This is a genomic window from Streptomyces sp. NPDC037301, from assembly GCF_055602785.1.
In genome coordinates, this window is record NZ_JBVJWD010000002.1 from 154,150 (window position 1) to 168,484 (window position 14,335).

16 protein-coding genes are annotated in these 14,335 nt (G+C 70.5%); 10 read left to right on the forward strand and 6 right to left on the reverse strand.

The window, feature by feature from the left end:
* Positions 1 to 84: 84 nt before the first annotated feature.
* Together ACZ7IB_RS04005 and ACZ7IB_RS04010 are read right to left on the reverse strand one after the other, a co-directional pair.
* On the reverse strand, positions 85 to 483 hold the full coding sequence (locus ACZ7IB_RS04005; protein ID WP_470908972.1) for an ATP-binding protein: 399 nt from the start codon (positions 481 to 483) through the stop codon (positions 85 to 87).
* A gap of 287 nt (positions 484 to 770) precedes the next feature.
* Complete coding sequence (locus tag ACZ7IB_RS04010; RefSeq protein WP_470909506.1) at positions 771 to 1,718, reverse strand: hypothetical protein; 948 nt, start codon at positions 1,716 to 1,718, stop codon at positions 771 to 773.
* A gap of 61 nt (positions 1,719 to 1,779) precedes the next feature.
* Here ACZ7IB_RS04010 and dapE point away from each other — a divergent pair, with 61 nt between their 5' ends.
* Positions 1,780 to 2,859 carry a succinyl-diaminopimelate desuccinylase gene (dapE, locus tag ACZ7IB_RS04015; protein ID WP_470908974.1) on the forward strand — a complete coding sequence of 360 codons (1,080 nt, stop codon included), beginning with the start codon at positions 1,780 to 1,782 and terminating at the stop codon, positions 2,857 to 2,859.
* A gap of 87 nt (positions 2,860 to 2,946) precedes the next feature.
* A complete protein-coding gene (locus ACZ7IB_RS04020; protein ID WP_383967892.1) occupies positions 2,947 to 3,696 on the forward strand; it encodes an LOG family protein in 750 nt (249 codons plus the stop codon).
* Between the two features lie 103 nt (positions 3,697 to 3,799).
* Here the strand turns inward: ACZ7IB_RS04020 and folP are convergent, their stop codons facing one another.
* Positions 3,800 to 4,672, reverse strand: coding sequence for a dihydropteroate synthase (gene folP, locus ACZ7IB_RS04025; RefSeq protein ID WP_470908976.1), 873 nt, complete (start codon positions 4,670 to 4,672; stop codon positions 3,800 to 3,802).
* Between the two features lie 110 nt (positions 4,673 to 4,782).
* On the opposite strand from folP, the gene ACZ7IB_RS04030 reads away from it, so the two are divergent.
* Together ACZ7IB_RS04030 and ACZ7IB_RS04035 are read left to right on the forward strand one after the other, a co-directional pair.
* Positions 4,783 to 5,244 (forward strand): hypothetical protein, encoded by a 462-nt coding sequence (locus ACZ7IB_RS04030; protein WP_470908978.1) that lies wholly within the window; start codon positions 4,783 to 4,785, stop codon positions 5,242 to 5,244.
* Entirely contained in the window at positions 5,241 to 5,828 is a 588-nt protein-coding gene (locus tag ACZ7IB_RS04035) for a DNA-3-methyladenine glycosylase I (protein ID WP_470908980.1), read from the forward strand. Before ACZ7IB_RS04030 ends, ACZ7IB_RS04035 begins: the two co-directional genes overlap by 4 nt.
* Positions 5,829 to 5,842: 14 nt before the next feature.
* Here ACZ7IB_RS04035 and chcB read toward each other — a convergent pair whose 3' ends face one another.
* A complete protein-coding gene (chcB, locus tag ACZ7IB_RS04040) occupies positions 5,843 to 6,655 on the reverse strand; it encodes a 2-cyclohexenylcarbonyl CoA isomerase (RefSeq protein WP_470908982.1) in 813 nt (270 codons plus the stop codon).
* Between the two features lie 313 nt (positions 6,656 to 6,968).
* On the opposite strand from chcB, the gene ACZ7IB_RS04045 reads away from it, so the two are divergent.
* Entirely contained in the window at positions 6,969 to 7,136 is a 168-nt protein-coding gene (locus ACZ7IB_RS04045; protein WP_003966491.1) for a DUF3117 domain-containing protein, read from the forward strand.
* Between the two features lie 161 nt (positions 7,137 to 7,297).
* Here ACZ7IB_RS04045 and ACZ7IB_RS04050 read toward each other — a convergent pair whose 3' ends face one another.
* The gene (locus tag ACZ7IB_RS04050) at positions 7,298 to 7,963 is read right to left on the reverse strand and encodes an O-methyltransferase (RefSeq protein ID WP_266358193.1); all 666 of its coding nucleotides are present in this window, start codon (positions 7,961 to 7,963) and stop codon (positions 7,298 to 7,300) included.
* Between the two features lie 182 nt (positions 7,964 to 8,145).
* Between ACZ7IB_RS04050 and sigE the strand changes: the two genes are divergently transcribed.
* The 5 genes from sigE (at position 8,146) to ACZ7IB_RS04075 (ending at position 13,052) form a co-directional block, all read left to right on the forward strand.
* A complete protein-coding gene (gene sigE, locus ACZ7IB_RS04055) occupies positions 8,146 to 8,907 on the forward strand; it encodes an RNA polymerase sigma factor SigE (protein WP_401993462.1) in 762 nt (253 codons plus the stop codon).
* Positions 8,904 to 9,917 carry a zf-HC2 domain-containing protein gene (locus ACZ7IB_RS04060; protein WP_470908985.1) on the forward strand — a complete coding sequence of 338 codons (1,014 nt, stop codon included), beginning with the start codon at positions 8,904 to 8,906 and terminating at the stop codon, positions 9,915 to 9,917. The genes sigE and ACZ7IB_RS04060 overlap by 4 nt, the downstream gene beginning before the upstream one ends.
* Before the next feature lie 122 nt (positions 9,918 to 10,039).
* Positions 10,040 to 11,689, forward strand: coding sequence for a S1C family serine protease (locus tag ACZ7IB_RS04065; protein WP_470908987.1), 1,650 nt, complete (start codon positions 10,040 to 10,042; stop codon positions 11,687 to 11,689).
* 99 nt (positions 11,690 to 11,788) lie between these two features.
* Positions 11,789 to 12,274: a sec-independent translocase gene (locus ACZ7IB_RS04070; RefSeq protein WP_470908989.1), complete on the forward strand. Its 486-nt coding sequence runs from the start codon at positions 11,789 to 11,791 to the stop codon at positions 12,272 to 12,274.
* Between the two features lie 118 nt (positions 12,275 to 12,392).
* Positions 12,393 to 13,052: a hypothetical protein gene (locus ACZ7IB_RS04075; protein ID WP_470908991.1), complete on the forward strand. Its 660-nt coding sequence runs from the start codon at positions 12,393 to 12,395 to the stop codon at positions 13,050 to 13,052.
* A 116-nt stretch (positions 13,053 to 13,168) separates the two neighbouring features.
* Here ACZ7IB_RS04075 and ACZ7IB_RS04080 read toward each other — a convergent pair whose 3' ends face one another.
* Positions 13,169 to 14,302: an Mrp/NBP35 family ATP-binding protein gene (locus ACZ7IB_RS04080; RefSeq protein WP_470908993.1), complete on the reverse strand. Its 1,134-nt coding sequence runs from the start codon at positions 14,300 to 14,302 to the stop codon at positions 13,169 to 13,171.
* Positions 14,303 to 14,335 lie beyond the last annotated feature (33 nt).

A 14,335-nucleotide genomic window follows, 5' to 3' on the forward strand; every position in this document is an offset into this window, starting at 1 on the left:
TGGAGACAAAACACATCACCCTCGGTGCCCCTCGGCCGCCCCCCCCCCCGAGGCCCCTCGCGTGTGATGTGCCGACGGATCGGGTCAGCCGATCGGCAGGCCCTGCATGGGCAAGCCGGCCTGGGGCGCGGCACCGGCGGCGCCGCCCAGGACCTTGCCCGCGCTGCCTGCGGCATCGCCGGCGGCGTTCTGCACGGTGGGGGCGGCCTGGGCGCCGGCCTTGCCGACGGTCGTGCCCGCGACCGGGAGGGTCGTCCCGACGATCTTGCCGCCGGTTTCGCCCGCCGCCTCGGTGCCCTGCTGGGACGCGCCGTCGACCGTCTTGCCGAGGCCGTCGCCGTCGACGGTGGTCAGACCGCCGAGCTCCGGGGCCTGCGGGAGCTCCGCGGCACCTGCGGCACCGGCCGCACCGACCACAGGGGCTGCGCCCGCGGCGATCAGCAGCGCGGCACGGGCGATCCGGCGGGTCAGGGGGAGGGACATGATGCTCCTTCGACGGGATGAGGAATCTGTCTGTCCGTTGACCGGACGCAATGACAACCGTCGTAAGGGCGGGGGAGGTTGCGGTGGGCCGAGGCAAAGAGTCGGTAATGCGTCACATAATCCACAACGGAGGAACCCGGGCAGACGCCGCATTCCCGGATGGCCCGATGAACCGTCACTTCCCTTTGCCCGCAAGGGAAGTGAGGAATCGCGGAGGGGCGGCGGGGGGTGTCGCGCCAGGGGGCGTTTCGTGCCGGCCGGATAACGCCTTCGGGTGACCGCCCGTACTAGTGCGCGAGTCCCATACGGACTTCGGTGGTGCCCGATTCCGTACGCTCCGTCCGCCAGCCCGACCCGGCCTTCCAGACCCGGCCCGCGTACGCGACCTCGTCCAGGCGGAGGGCCTCGGACTGCGCGACCGCCCAGTGCGCGAGCTCCCAGCCGCGCCGCGCCGAGTCGTCGCCCCCGGAGGCGCGGGCCGCCCGCACCGGCACCGAGACCGTGCTCGTCGCAGGCGCACCGGCCGCGGCCTTCCCGTCCTCCGGTGACGGCTTCTTCGCGGGCAGTACATCCTTGCCGAAGGCGCGGACCAGCTCCGCCCGCACCTTCGCCGCATCGGCCGTCGCAGCCGTCGTCCGCGGCGGCGTGCAGTTCAGCGAGGCAGGCGTACGGCCGGTCAGCGCTGCCGCCAGCAATGCCGCATCCGGCTCGTGTTTCGCGTACGCCTGCGGGAAACCGCTGCGCTGGACCCGCTGCGCGGCGACCGTCAGCGGCAGCCGTGAATAGCCGGGGACCTCGGCCAGATGCCGGTAGAACTCCCCCGCGGAGTAGACCGGGTCCAGGATCTGCTTCTCGGTGCCCCAGCCCTGCGAAGGACGCTGCTGGAACAGCCCCAGCGAGTCCCGGTCCCCGTGCTCGATGTTGCGCAGCCCGGACTCCTGCAACGCGGTCGCCAGCGCGATCGTCACCGCCCGCTCCGGCATCCCGCGCGAGGTGCCGACCGCGGAGATCGTCGCGGCGTTCGAAGCCTGCTCCGGGCTCATCCGATACGTACGGCCCTGGCCGGCCGAACCGTCGGCGGACTCCACGGTGCACCCTTCGGTGACCTTGCTGGCGGTTATGTACTGCACGGTCAGATAGCCGCCCAGTGCGGCGAGCACGACAAAAGCAGCCGCGATGCGGAAGAGGCGGCTGCGGCCGGTGTGTCGGCGGGCGGGGGAGACGGTCCGGGGCACGGAGCCACCGTACTGGAGTGCCCGGCCGGGGCCGAGGGCCCAGTCCTTTAGGGTCGGTTCCATGCCCGAAAGCACCCTTGACCTCACCCTGGACGGCCCGGCGCTCACCGCCCGGCTCGTCGACTTCCCGTCGGTCAGCGGTCAGGAGGAGGAGCTCGCCGACGCGATCGAGTCGGCGCTGCGCACCCTCCCGCATCTGACCGTCGACCGGCACGGCAACAACGTCGTGGCCCGGACGAACCTGGGCCGTGCCGAGCGGGTCGTGCTCGCCGGACACATCGACACCGTGCCGATCGCCGACAATGTGCCGTCCCGGCTCGACGACGACGGTGTGCTGTGGGGCTGCGGCACCTCCGACATGAAGTCGGGCGTCGCCGTTCAGCTGAGGATCGCCGCGACCTTGCCCGAGCCCAACCGCGACCTCACCTTCGTGTTCTACGACAACGAAGAGGTCGCCGCGCACCTCAACGGTCTCGGCCACGTGGCCGACGCCCACCCCGAGTGGCTCGCCGGAGACTTCGCGGTCCTCCTGGAGGGCACCGACGGCCAGGTCGAGGGCGGCTGCCAGGGCACCCTGCGGGTCTTCCTCCGCACCGAGGGGGAGCGGGCCCACTCCGCCCGCAGCTGGATGGGGTCCAACGCCATCCACGCCGCCGCCCCGGTCCTCGCCCGCCTCGCCGCATACGAACCGCGCCGCCCGGTCATCGACGGTCTCGAATTCCGCGAGGGTCTCAACGCCGTACGGATCGAGGGGGGCGTCGCCAACAACGTCATCCCGGACGCGTGCACCGTCGTCGTCAACTACCGGTACGCCCCCGACCGCACCGCCGAGGAGGCGCTGGCCCACGTCCACGAGGTCTTCGCGGACTGCGGCGTCGTCGAATTCATCGTCGACGACCACTCGGGCGCGGCCATGCCCGGTCTCTCCCACCCGGCTGCCAAGGCGTTCATGGCGGCGGTCGGCGGCACCGCCCACCCCAAGTTCGGCTGGACCGACGTCTCCCGCTTCAGCTCCCTCGGCGTCCCCGCGGTGAACTACGGACCCGGTGACCCGCTCCTCGCGCACAAGCGCAACGAGCATGTGGCGGTCGCCCGGATCACCCACTGCGAGGAGCGGCTCCGCTCCTGGCTCACCAGCTGACCCGCGGTATTCCCCTGTCCGTAACCTCCGCCGATCTACCCTGACCTGACACAGATGGTCATCGATCGTCGTCGGAGGGAGCAGGTCATGGGCAACCCCGAGGGAGCGCACGTCCCCGAGGAGCAGCGGCAGGGCCCGGTACTGCGCCGCAGGGACCAGGTACAGCCCGGCACCACCGATCAGCGGCTGCTGGACACCGAGGGCGACTCCGAGTGGGTGCACACCGACCCATGGCGGGTGATGCGCATCCAGTCGGAGTTCGTCGAGGGATTCGGAGCCCTCGCCGAGCTGCCGAGCGCCATCAGCGTCTTCGGCTCGGCCCGCACCCCGGCCGGCGGGCCGGACTACGAGGCGGGCGTAAGGATCGGCAAGGCCCTGGTCGAGGCCGGCTTCGCGGTGATCACCGGAGGCGGCCCCGGAGCCATGGAGGCGGCGAACAAGGGGGCGCGGGAGGCGAAGGGCGTCTCGGTCGGCCTCGGTATCGAGCTGCCCTTCGAGTCCGGCCTCAACCCGCACGTCGATATCGGCGTGAACTTCCGCTACTTCTTTGTCCGAAAAACGATGTTCGTGAAGTATGCTCAGGGATTTGTCGTTCTGCCCGGCGGCCTCGGCACCCTGGACGAACTCTTCGAGGCCCTCACCCTCGTCCAGACGGGCAAGGTCACCCGCTTCCCGATCGTGCTGTTCGGCACCGCGTACTGGAGCGGGCTCGTGGACTGGCTGCGGGACACGGTGGTGGCGCAGGGCAAGGCGTCCGAGCACGACCTGCTGCTGTTCCACGTCACGGACGACGTGGACGAGGCGGTCAACCTCGTGACCAAGGAGGTCGGCCGGTAGTTCAAGCCCCTCCGGCGATTGAGGAGCGGGGGCCGGGGCGGAGCCCCGGTTTCGGCAAGGCCCGCCGCAGGCGACCTGCCCGCCCCGCCACCTCACGCCCCGGCTACGCCAGCCCCCTCCGTGCCACCGCCGGCTCCCGGTGCCCCGCGATGGACGCCACCATGTCCAGCACCTGCCGCGTCTCCGCCACCTCGTGCACCCGGTACACCTGCGCCCCCAGCCACGCGGACACGGCCGTCGTCGCCAGCGTCCCGATCACCCGTTCCTTCACCGGCCGGTCGAGCGTCTCACCGACGAAGTCCTTGTTGGACAGCGATACGAGGACCGGCCAGCCGGTCTCCGCCATCTCGCCGAGCCGACGCGTCGCCTCCAGCGAATGCCGGGTGTTCTTCCCGAAGTCATGACCGGGGTCGATCACGATCCCGTCCGGCCGCACCCCGAGTCCGACCGCCCGCTCGGCCAGCCCCAGTGTCACCCGCAGGATGTCCGCCATCACGTCGTCGTACGCGATCCGGTGCGGCCGGGTCCGCGGCTCGGCGCCGCCCGCGTGCGTACACACCAGACCGGCGCCGTACCGCGCGGCGACCTCTGCGAGCTTCGGGTCGACGCCGCCCCACGCGTCGTTCAGCACATCTGCACCGGCCTCGCAGACCGCCTCGCCGACATCGTGGCGCCAGGTGTCGACGCTGATCACCACATCCGGGTGGCGGCGCCGCACCTCCGCGACGAACCCCACCGTGCGACGGGCCTCTTCCTCGGCGGTCACCTCTTCACCGGGGCCCGCCTTCACACCCCCGATGTCGACGATCGCCGCGCCGTCCGCGATCGCCTGCTCGACCCGGGCCAGCGCCGGCTCGTCCCGGAACGTCGCGCCCTGGTCGTAGAAGGAGTCCGGGGTGCGGTTCACGATCGCCATGATCACCGGCTCGTGCGCACCGAATTCACGCCGCCCCAGCCTGAGCGCACCGCTTCGCATCCCGTGTTTCTCCTCTGGTAGATCGCCCGGTGGGTCGCCTGCGACCCTAACTGTCGGTACCGCATGGCACGATCGGACCCGGACAGGTTTCCGCTCCCGGGGAGATGCACGTGTTCTGGTTCTTGCTGCTGGCGATGGTGGTGGTCGTGGCCGCGGTCACCCTCGCGGTGGTCGGCGGGGGGAAGAGCGCCGTCCTGCAGGACGTGGCGCCCGAGCAGCTGACCGACCCGCTGCCCGCGACGCGCCCGGTCGGCCGCGCGGATGTCGAGGCACTGCGGCTGCCGGTGGCCGTACGCGGCTACCGCATGACGGATGTCGACGAGGCGCTCGGCCGGCTCGGCGCCGAGCTCGCCGAGCGGGACGCGCGGATCGCGGAACTGCAGTCGGCGCTGGCCGGAGCGCAGGCGACCGCAGTCGGCGGCCCTGACCTCCTCAAGCGGCCGCAGGACCGGCCGCAGCTGACGCGGGAGCGGCCGGGGGACCGTCCGAGAGCGCCGTGGGAGGCGCCCCGACAGGAACACCAGCAGGACCCGCAGCGGACAGAGCACCCCGGAGAGGAGCCCCAGCGATGAGCGGCGGCGCGGAAGCGGCCACGGACGGCGGTCTGCGCTGCCCGTGGGGGCTCTCCACCGAGGACTACCTCACGTACCACGACACCGAATGGGGCCGCCCCGTCCACGGCGACGACGCTCTCTTCGAACGGCTCTGCCTGGAGGCCTTCCAGTCGGGCCTTTCCTGGCTGACGATCCTGCGCCGCCGGGAGGGCTTCCGCTCCGCCTTCGCCGGGTTCAAGATCCCCGCGGTTGCGGAGTTCACCGACGCCGACAAGGAGCGCCTCCTCGCCGACGCCGGCATCATCCGCAACCGGGCGAAGATCGACGCGACCCTCGCCAACGCCAAGGTGCTGGCCGGCTGGCGCGCCGGCGAGCTGGACGAGCTGATCTGGTCCTACGCCCCCGACCCGGCCGGCCGCCCCGCCCCGCGCACCGTCGGCGACGTTCCCGCGGTCACCGCGGAGTCCACGGCACTGGCCAAGGACCTCAAGAAGCGCGGTCTGCGCTTCGTCGGACCCACGACGGCCTACGCCCTGATGCAGGCCTGCGGCCTGGTCGACGACCACCTGGCCGACTGCGTGGCGCGCGGCACCGGGGCGTAGACCTGCGCCGGCGGCTACCGGCCGAGGTACTTCGGCTTCTCCTTGTTCAGGAACGCCTGCACCGCGATCGTGTGGTCCTCGGACGCGCCCGCCTTCGTCTGGAGCTCGTTCTCCTTCTCCAGCGCCTCGCTCAGCGTGTGACCGGCACCGTAGGCCAGGGACTCCTTCAGCGCCGCGTACGCCACCGTGGGACCGGACGCCAGGGCGCGGGCCACGGCGGCGGCCTCCGCGGCCAGGTCGGCGGCGGGCACCAGCCTGTTCACGATGCCCAGCTCATGGGCGTCCTGCGCGGAGATCGAGCGCGGGAAGAGCAGCAGGTCGGCGGCGCGGCTCTGCCCGATCAGGCGGGGCAGTGTCCAGGAGACGCCCGAGTCGGCGGTGAGGGCGACCCCGGCGAACGAGGTGCTGAACGAGGCGGTGTCGGCGACCACCCGGTAGTCGCAGGCGAGCGCGAACCCGAAACCGGCACCGGCTGCGACACCGTTGACCCCGGCGACGACCGGCTTGGGCATCTCGGTGATGGCCCGCACGATCGGGTTGTAGTGCTCCTGCACGGTGCTCAGCGCGTTGCCGCCGCCGGACCCACGGGCCTCGTCGAGCTTGCCGACGTGCTCCTTCAGATCCTGGCCGACGCAGAAGGCGCGCCCGGTCGCGGTGAGCAGAACGGCCCGTACGGCGGTGTCGGCCGCCGCGGACTTCAGCGCGTCACGGAGCGCCACCTTGGCCGGGGTGTTCATGGCGTTCATCGCGTCGGGACGGTTGATCGTGATGGTCGCGAGTCCGTCGCTCACTTCGTAGAGCACGCTGTCCGCCATCTGGTCGGCCATTTCGCTGTCCCCTCTGCACCTTGGGCAATGCCTGTCCAGGCAAGCATGGCCGACTCGGGCGGGAGCGAACATGTGACGTGCGTCTAACAATTGCGCCCCGATGGAGGGGTGAAGGGGACGGAGTATCGCAGCTGGATCGCCGAATTGGGTGGTTTTGAGAGAGCGCGTTGCGCAAGCGATGCAGACCGATGTTGGTCATTGGGGTCTGTGATGCGGGATAATGGCCTGGAAGCAATGTGTTCGATGCCGGTGACACAGCGCCTGTCATGGGGCCGCCGGTTGTGATGAGCTGGTTTCAGGAAGGGGAACGAGCATGGCGGCCATGAAGCCGCGGACGGGCGACGGCCCGCTCGAGGTGACAAAGGAGGGGCGGGGCATCGTCATGCGCGTTCCGCTCGAAGGCGGCGGTCGGCTTGTTGTGGAGCTGACTCCGGACGAGGCCGATGCACTCGGCGATGCCCTCAAGAAGGTCGTCGGCTGAGCAGAGGCGCCCACACTTCATCACTGCCCCGGCACGGTGTCCGTGCCGGGGCAGTGATGCGTTCACACTCAACAGAATCAAGCCCGTCCGGCGATTGAGGACACCCGGCTGCCCCAGGCGCGGGGGGACACGGGGCAAGAACCCTGCACCCCGCCGGCCCCTCAGCCCCGCCGAACCGCGCACAGCAACCCGTCGCCCACCGGCAGCAACGTCGCCATCAGCTCCTGGCTCTCCCGCACCGCACGCAGCAGCTCCCGCAGTCGCAGCACCTCCGCGGGCTGCGCCGCCGAGTCGACCGTACGGCCGTCCGCGAAGACACCCTCGAAGCAGACCAGGCCACCAGGTCGCAGCAGGCGCAACGATTCAGCGAGGCAGTCCAGGCTCTCCAGCCGGTCGCCGTCGCAGAAGACCAGGTCGTATCCGCCGTCCGCGAGCCGCGGCAGTACGTCCAGGGCACGGCCGGGAATGAAGCGGGCCCGATTGGCGGCGAACCCCGCGGCCCGGAACGCCTCACGGGCGAACTGCTGGCGCTCGGGCTCCGGATCGACCGTGGTCAGCACTCCGTCGGGCCGCATGCCGTGCAGTAGATAGAGTCCGGACACGCCGGTCCCGGTGCCGATCTCGGCCACCGCTTTGGCGTCCGTCGTGGCAGCGAGCAAGCGCAGCGCGGCGCCGGTACCTGGCGACACCGAGCGGAGCCCTGCCTCCCGAGCCCGGTCCCGGGCCCAGCGCAATGCTTCGTCCTCGGCGACAAAGGCGTCGGCGAACGCCCAGCTCGTCTGCCGGTTGGCGGTAATGACCCTCTCCTGTCCCCGTAGTTGGCGCAACGGTGACTGTATCCGCTGCACCCGGGAACCCGCAGATGGGACCGGGCGTTATCCAGGGGCAGGGGAAAGCCCGTGGAACCGGCCCGCAGATCGGGTCCGGGAGACACGGGCCGGCGGTTCCCGGGGTGACCCCCGGCCCCAGCAGGAAAAAGGCTTATCCGGAGCTAACGGGCGAGGTGGCTATGGTAGGGGCTCCACTGGACACCACCAGAGCCGATAGGGGAGGTGCGGCTGCGCCTGTGGATCGGGGAGGAGTGCTGCGGCGCTTTCTCAGGTCGGCGGGTGAGCCGAAATCCGTGACCAACATCGCTGACCGTTCTTCCAACGAATCCGCACCGACCGCGACCTTCGCCTCAGATGCGAACTCCCAGGCGTGGACGCCGCCCTCATGGGAAGAGATCGTCAGCACGCACAGTGGTCGTGTCTATCGCCTTGCCTACCGGCTGACGGGCAACCAGCACGATGCGGAGGACCTCACACAGGAGGTCTTCGTACGCGTGTTCCGGTCGCTGTCGACCTATACGCCGGGCACCTTCGAGGGCTGGCTGCACCGCATCACGACCAACCTGTTCCTGGACATGGTCCGTCGTAAGCAGCGGATCCGCTTCGACTCCCTCGGCGACGATGCCGCCGAGCGGCTGCCGAGCCGTGAACCGTCCCCGCAGCAGGTCTTCAACGACACCCACTTCGACGCGGATGTGCAGCAGGCGCTGGACACCCTTGCGCCCGAATTCCGTGCCGCTGTCGTGCTCTGTGACATCGAGGGCCTCTCGTACGAGGAGATCGCCGCGACGCTGGGCGTGAAGCTCGGTACCGTGCGTAGCCGTATCCACCGCGGTCGCTCGCATCTGCGCAAGGCGCTGCAGCACCGTTCGCCCGAGGCCCGTGCCGAGCAGCGCTCGCTGGCGGGCGCGATCCTGGCAGGGGAGGGCGGAACGGCGTGAGTGGCACAGTTCCGACCCCCGCGGAACAACACCTGGGGGACCGGCTCGCCGCGCTTGTCGACGGTGAGCTGAAACACGACGCCCGAGAGCGGGTGCTCGCCCACCTCGCGACCTGCGCCAAGTGCAAGGCCGAGGCTGCCGCCCAGCGGCGCCTGAAGAGTGTCTTCGCGCAGTCGGCCCCGCCTTCGCCGTCCGAGGGATTCCTCGCCCGGCTGCAGGGCCTTCCCGGGGGACCGGGGGGTGACGACGACAACCGGGGGAAACCATTCGGCGGCTCCGGGCGCTTCGCCGACGGACTCCTCCCCATGATCCAGCCGCCCGGGAGCCGCACGGATTCGCGGGGGAATTCGCCACTGGGGAGTTTTGGCTTCCTCCCGGCCCCGCACGGCTCGACCGCCGTACTGCCGGGTGGCCCCTCCCGTTCGGGCTTCCGGATCCATGAGGTCGGCCGTGAGGGAGACCGGTCGCCGTGGCGCGGCCGGAGGTTCGCCTTCGCAGCGGCCAGCGCCGTATCGCTGGCGGCCATCGCCCTGGGCGGTGCCCTGCCGACGGGGGCGGGTCCCAGCTCCCCGGCCCGGGCCGCGGGCGCCGGAAACACCGTGAACCCGCTCGACACCGCATCCCGCAGCGAGAGCGGCAGCTCGGTGAGCCGCCGCGGCGGTGGCAGCCAGGGCACCCTTTCCGCTACGGAGGCGGGCGACCGCTCGACCGCTGCCGCTGCCCCACCACCCCCCGTGCCGGAGGCCACACCGGCGGTGCCTTCCACCGCTCCCGCGTTGCTCTCCACGGGAAGTCTCGCGGGGAACACCTTCGCCGTTCAGGTTCTGACCAATGTGTCCGCTCCACCGCTGATACGCCCGACCGGCACCACCCCGCTCTTCGCCAAGGTGCTCGGACAAATGTCCTCACAGCCCCCGGAGCCCTCCGCGCCACCGTCCTGGACACCGCCGTCGGCCTCGGCCCTCCCCACCCCCGCCGATCGCAGTCTTCCGCTTTCCTCCCGGCGCTGACCGGGGTCTGCGCCGGGGTCTGCGCAGACATTCGCAAACCTGGTTGAATTCCGGGAGGAATTCCGGGACGGACGCCCCTGCCGGGGCGTGCAGAGGCCAGACGCGGCAGTTGCGGGGAGAGCATGGAAGACGGGAAGTCCACCGGGCCGAAGGCGAAGTGGTGGAGCCGGCCCACGGCGGGAGGCACCATCCGCACTGCTCCGGACGAGCCGATCCCCGTCGAGGACGCGGCGCCCACGGTCGATGTGACTGGCGCGACGGGTGTGACGGAAGCACACACAGCCGACGCGCCCCCTCGGCCGTCGGCACCCGAGTCGGTGTCATCCCCGCCCGCACCCGAGCCCGTAGCGGCCACGCAGCCCGTGGTGCCACTGCACGAGCCCGATCAGTACAGCACCCCGCCGTACGGTGGACCCGGCCCCTGGGCGCCCGCACCACCCGTACAGCGACCGGTCCCGACCCCGGCACACGGCACCCCCGTACCCCCGCAGTACGCGGGTACGAACGGCGCCGGCATCCCCACCTCACCCGCCCCCGGCTTCACGCCCCCGCCTCAGCAGCAGCCGCAGTCGACGCAGTGGCTCCAGTACGACCCTTGGGGGGCGCCCCGGCAGCCGCTGACCAATCCGGGTCCGCCGCTCGGGGCCGACGGCGGCCGCAAGAAGAATCGCCGCGGCTCCCTCCTCGTCGGTGCGGTGCTGCTCGCACTGGTGGCGGGCGGCATCGGCGGCGGCATCGGCGCCTACATCGAGCGCAACGGCGGCCTGACCCAGGTCGAGCTTCCGCAGACCGGCCACAACAGCGGCGGTCGGGCCCCCGACAGCGTCGCGGGCATCGCCGCCAGCGCCCTGCCCAGCGTGGTCACTCTCCACGTCAGCGGCACCACCGAATCCGGCACCGGCACCGGCTTCGTTCTCGACAACTCCGGCCACATCCTCACCAACAACCATGTCGTCGCCCCGGCCGGGTCCTCCGGCGAGATCACTGTGACGTTCAGCGGCGGCGAGACCGCGCGCGCCGAAGTCGTCGGCAAGGACAGCGGCTACGACCTGGCCGTGGTCAAGGTCACCGGCGTCTCCGGCCTCAAGCCGCTGCCGCTGGGCAACTCCGACAATGTGCAGGTCGGCGACCCCGTGGTGGCCATCGGCGCACCCTTCGACCTGTCCAACACCGTGACCTCCGGCATCATCAGCGCCAAGGACCGGCCGATCACCGCGGGCGGCGAGAAGGGCGACGGCAGCGACATCAGTTACGTCGACGCGCTGCAGACCGATGCCCCGATCAACCCGGGCAACTCCGGCGGTCCGCTCGTCGACACCGACGCCCATGTCATAGGCATCAACAGCGCCATCCGTGCCGCCGACAGCGGTTCGAGCACCGAGGGCGGACAGGCAGGCTCCATCGGTCTCGGCTTCGCCATTCCGATCAACCAGGGCAAGCGGGTCGCCGAGGAACTGATCAACACGGGGAAGGCCACCCACCCGGTGATCGGCGTCACGTTGGACATGAAGTACACGGGGGACGGCGCCAAGGTCGGTACGAAGGGTGCGGCCGGCAAGCCCGCGGTGACGCCCGACGGGCCCGGTGCCAAGGCCGGGATCAAGCCGGGGGACGTCATCACCGAGGTCGACGGCAGGCGGGTGCACAGCGGTGAGGAGCTGATCGTGAAGATCCGCGCCCACCGGCCCGGCGACCGTCTGGACCTCGGCCTGACCCGTGGTGGTAAAGACCTGTCCATCTCTTTGACTCTTGGTTCGGCAACCGGCACGTGACAGCCGCGGGACGCTACCGCGCGGGCAGTATGGACCGGTACCGTGGGCCGGGTCCGGACCACAACCGACCTGGTCGCGGAGAACACGAGGAGCAGCAGGGTGTTCAATGACATAGGCCCACTGGAGCTGGTGACGCTCGCGGTCCTGGGCGTGCTGATCTTCGGCCCGGACAAGCTGCCCAAGGTCATCCAGGACGCCTCGCGCTTCATCCGTAAGATCCGTGAGTTCTCGGAGAGTGCCAAGGAGGACATCCGTACGGAGCTCGGCCCGGAGTTCAAGGACTTCGAGTTCGAGGACCTCAACCCCAAGACATTCGTCCGCAAGCAGCTCATGGACGGCAATGACGATCTGGGGCTGAAGGAGATCCGCGAGAGCTTCGACCTGCGCAAGGATCTGGCCGAGGTCACCGACGCGGTGAACGGCCGGGAGAACGCGGCCGTGGAGTCCGCGGACTCCCGGAGCGGCGTGTCGAGCGGCTCGGCGATCACCGCGGCCAACGGCTCCGCCGGTACTCCGGACCTGCTCAAGAAGCGTGAACAGCCCGCGAAGGACGACCGGCCGCCGTTCGACGCAGACGCCACCTGACAGCAGTCAATCCCGGCTCGTCCGGACGGTATGGCTATTCTCCATCTGTCCGGTTGTGAGGACGCCCGTGGGGGGCGGGCCGCTCCGGACGCAAGGGATCGAGGAGGCGGCCGGGCAGATGGAGACGACCAGTCGGGTGGGCGCGGAAGGTGCGCCGAGCACAGTCACCGCAGAGGGGGTATCGGCGGCCCGGCGTACTGTCGACGGTTTTCTGGCAGCTCCGTTTCCCTGGTACGGACTGGACGAGGCCTTCACCGGGCCGCGTTGGCGGATGCAGGTGGGCACCGCGGCGGACGGCACTGTGCAGCACGGTTCCATCGGGCACGGTGACGAGCCGTCGGTACGGGCCGACTCGGGTGTCGAGAAGCAGCGATTCGCTGTCGTCGTGACGGTGGCCAGCAGCCCGGTGCGGGGCAGCGGTGACGGTACGGGGGTTCTGGACGCGACCACGGTCTCCTCCGCGGCCTGGCTGGCCGGGTCCGGCCTGCTCGCCTGTACATGGCCCCCGCAGATGGATCACACACTGCGTGATGACTGGCTGGACCAGCAGACGGAGACTGCGTTCGAACTCGCCGACGATCTGGACGGTCCCGCATGGTCGGCGCTGTCGCTGCCGGTGGACGGTGTCCCGGTGCGGTTCCACTACCGCGAGTCCGAGTTCGGCTGGGTGCTGGCGGGGTCGGCGCACGGCGGGGTGCACATCGGGGCGTACGGGCGGGGGATGAGCGCGTACGGGCTGGGGTTCTCGGTGGTCGGCGACATCGCGACGTACGCGTAGGGCGGAGCGGTGACCGGTCATGGCCGGTTGCCGCTTTGCCCTCAATCGCCGACCGGGCTCGGTCTCGCCGGACGGGCCTGGAAATCAGGCCCGTCCGGCGATGCCTTCGTCCCCGCTCAGAACTTGTTGCGCGGGGTGATTCCCAGCGACATGCCCGACAGGCCGCGCTGACGGCCTCCCAGCTTGTCCGCGATGGTGCGGAGTGCCTTGCCGGCCGGGGAGTCGGGGTCGGACAGGACGACCGGCTTGCCCTCGTCGCCACCCTCGCGCAGCCGTACGTCGATCGGGATGGAGCCGAGCACCGGCACCTCCGCGCCGACCGTCTTCGTCAGGCCCTCGGCGACCCTCCGGCCACCGCCGGTACCGAACACATCGACCATCTCGTCGCAGTGCGGGCACGGAAGCCCCGACATGTTCTCGACGACACCGACGATCTTCTGGTGGGTCTGCACGGCGATCGAGCCGGCCCGCTCGGCCACCTCGGCCGCCGCCTGCTGCGGGGTCGTGACGACCAGGATCTCGGCGTTCGGCACGAGCTGTGCCACCGAGATCGCGATGTCACCGGTGCCCGGCGGCAGGTCGAGCAGCAGGACGTCCAGGTCGCCCCAGTAGACATCGGCGAGGAACTGCTGGAGTGCTCGGTGCAGCATCGGTCCGCGCCACACCACCGGGGTGTTGCCCGGGGTGAACATACCGATGGAGATGACCTTCACGCCGTGCGCCGACGGCGGCATGATCATGTTCTCGACCTGGGTCGGCTTGCCGTCCGCGCCGAGCATCCGCGGCACGCTGTGCCCGTAGATGTCCGCGTCCACGACACCGACCTTGAGGCCGTCGGCCGCCATCGCGGCCGCCAGGTTCACCGTGACCGACGACTTGCCGACGCCGCCCTTGCCGGATGCCACCGCGTAGACCCGGGTCAGCGAGCCGGGCTTGGCGAACGGCACCTCGCGCTCCGCCGTACCGCCGCGCAGCGAGGACGCGAGTTCCTTGCGCTGTTCGTCGCTCATCACGTCGAGCGTGACGTCGACGCGCGTGACGCCTTCGACCTGCGCCACCGCGTCGGTCACGTTCTTGGTGATGGTCTCGCGCATCGGGCAGCCGGACACCGTGAGATACACCGTGACAGCGACCGCACCGTCAGCATCGATCTCGACCGACTTCACCATGCCGAGTTCGGTGATCGGGCGGTGGATCTCCGGGTCGTTCACTGTCGCCAGTGCCTCAAGCACCGCGTCTTCCGTAGCCATATGGACGATGTTACGGCGCCTGCTGCTACGCGC

What these genes read in the sequence shown, in the direction of transcription:
- folP (WP_470908976.1), bottom strand. Translation starts at nt 4,672, where the DNA reads ATGCGAAGCGGTGCGCTCAGGCTGGGGCGGCGTGAATTCGGTGCGCAC.
- ACZ7IB_RS04035 (WP_470908980.1), top strand. Translation starts at nt 5,241, where the DNA reads ATGAGCGGCGGCGCGGAAGCGGCCACGGACGGCGGTCTGCGCTGCCCG.
- ACZ7IB_RS04045 (WP_003966491.1), top strand. Translation starts at nt 6,969, where the DNA reads ATGGCGGCCATGAAGCCGCGGACGGGCGACGGCCCGCTCGAGGTGACA.
- ACZ7IB_RS04080 (WP_470908993.1), bottom strand. Translation starts at nt 14,302, where the DNA reads ATGGCTACGGAAGACGCGGTGCTTGAGGCACTGGCGACAGTGAACGAC.
- ACZ7IB_RS04075 (WP_470908991.1), top strand. Translation starts at nt 12,393, where the DNA reads ATGGAGACGACCAGTCGGGTGGGCGCGGAAGGTGCGCCGAGCACAGTC.
- ACZ7IB_RS04005 (WP_470908972.1), bottom strand. Translation starts at nt 483, where the DNA reads ATGTCCCTCCCCCTGACCCGCCGGATCGCCCGTGCCGCGCTGCTGATC.
- chcB (WP_470908982.1), bottom strand. Translation starts at nt 6,655, where the DNA reads ATGGCCGACCAGATGGCGGACAGCGTGCTCTACGAAGTGAGCGACGGA.
- dapE (WP_470908974.1), top strand. Translation starts at nt 1,780, where the DNA reads ATGCCCGAAAGCACCCTTGACCTCACCCTGGACGGCCCGGCGCTCACC.
- ACZ7IB_RS04065 (WP_470908987.1), top strand. Translation starts at nt 10,040, where the DNA reads ATGGAAGACGGGAAGTCCACCGGGCCGAAGGCGAAGTGGTGGAGCCGG.
- sigE (WP_401993462.1), top strand. Translation starts at nt 8,146, where the DNA reads ATGGTAGGGGCTCCACTGGACACCACCAGAGCCGATAGGGGAGGTGCG.
- ACZ7IB_RS04020 (WP_383967892.1), top strand. Translation starts at nt 2,947, where the DNA reads ATGGGCAACCCCGAGGGAGCGCACGTCCCCGAGGAGCAGCGGCAGGGC.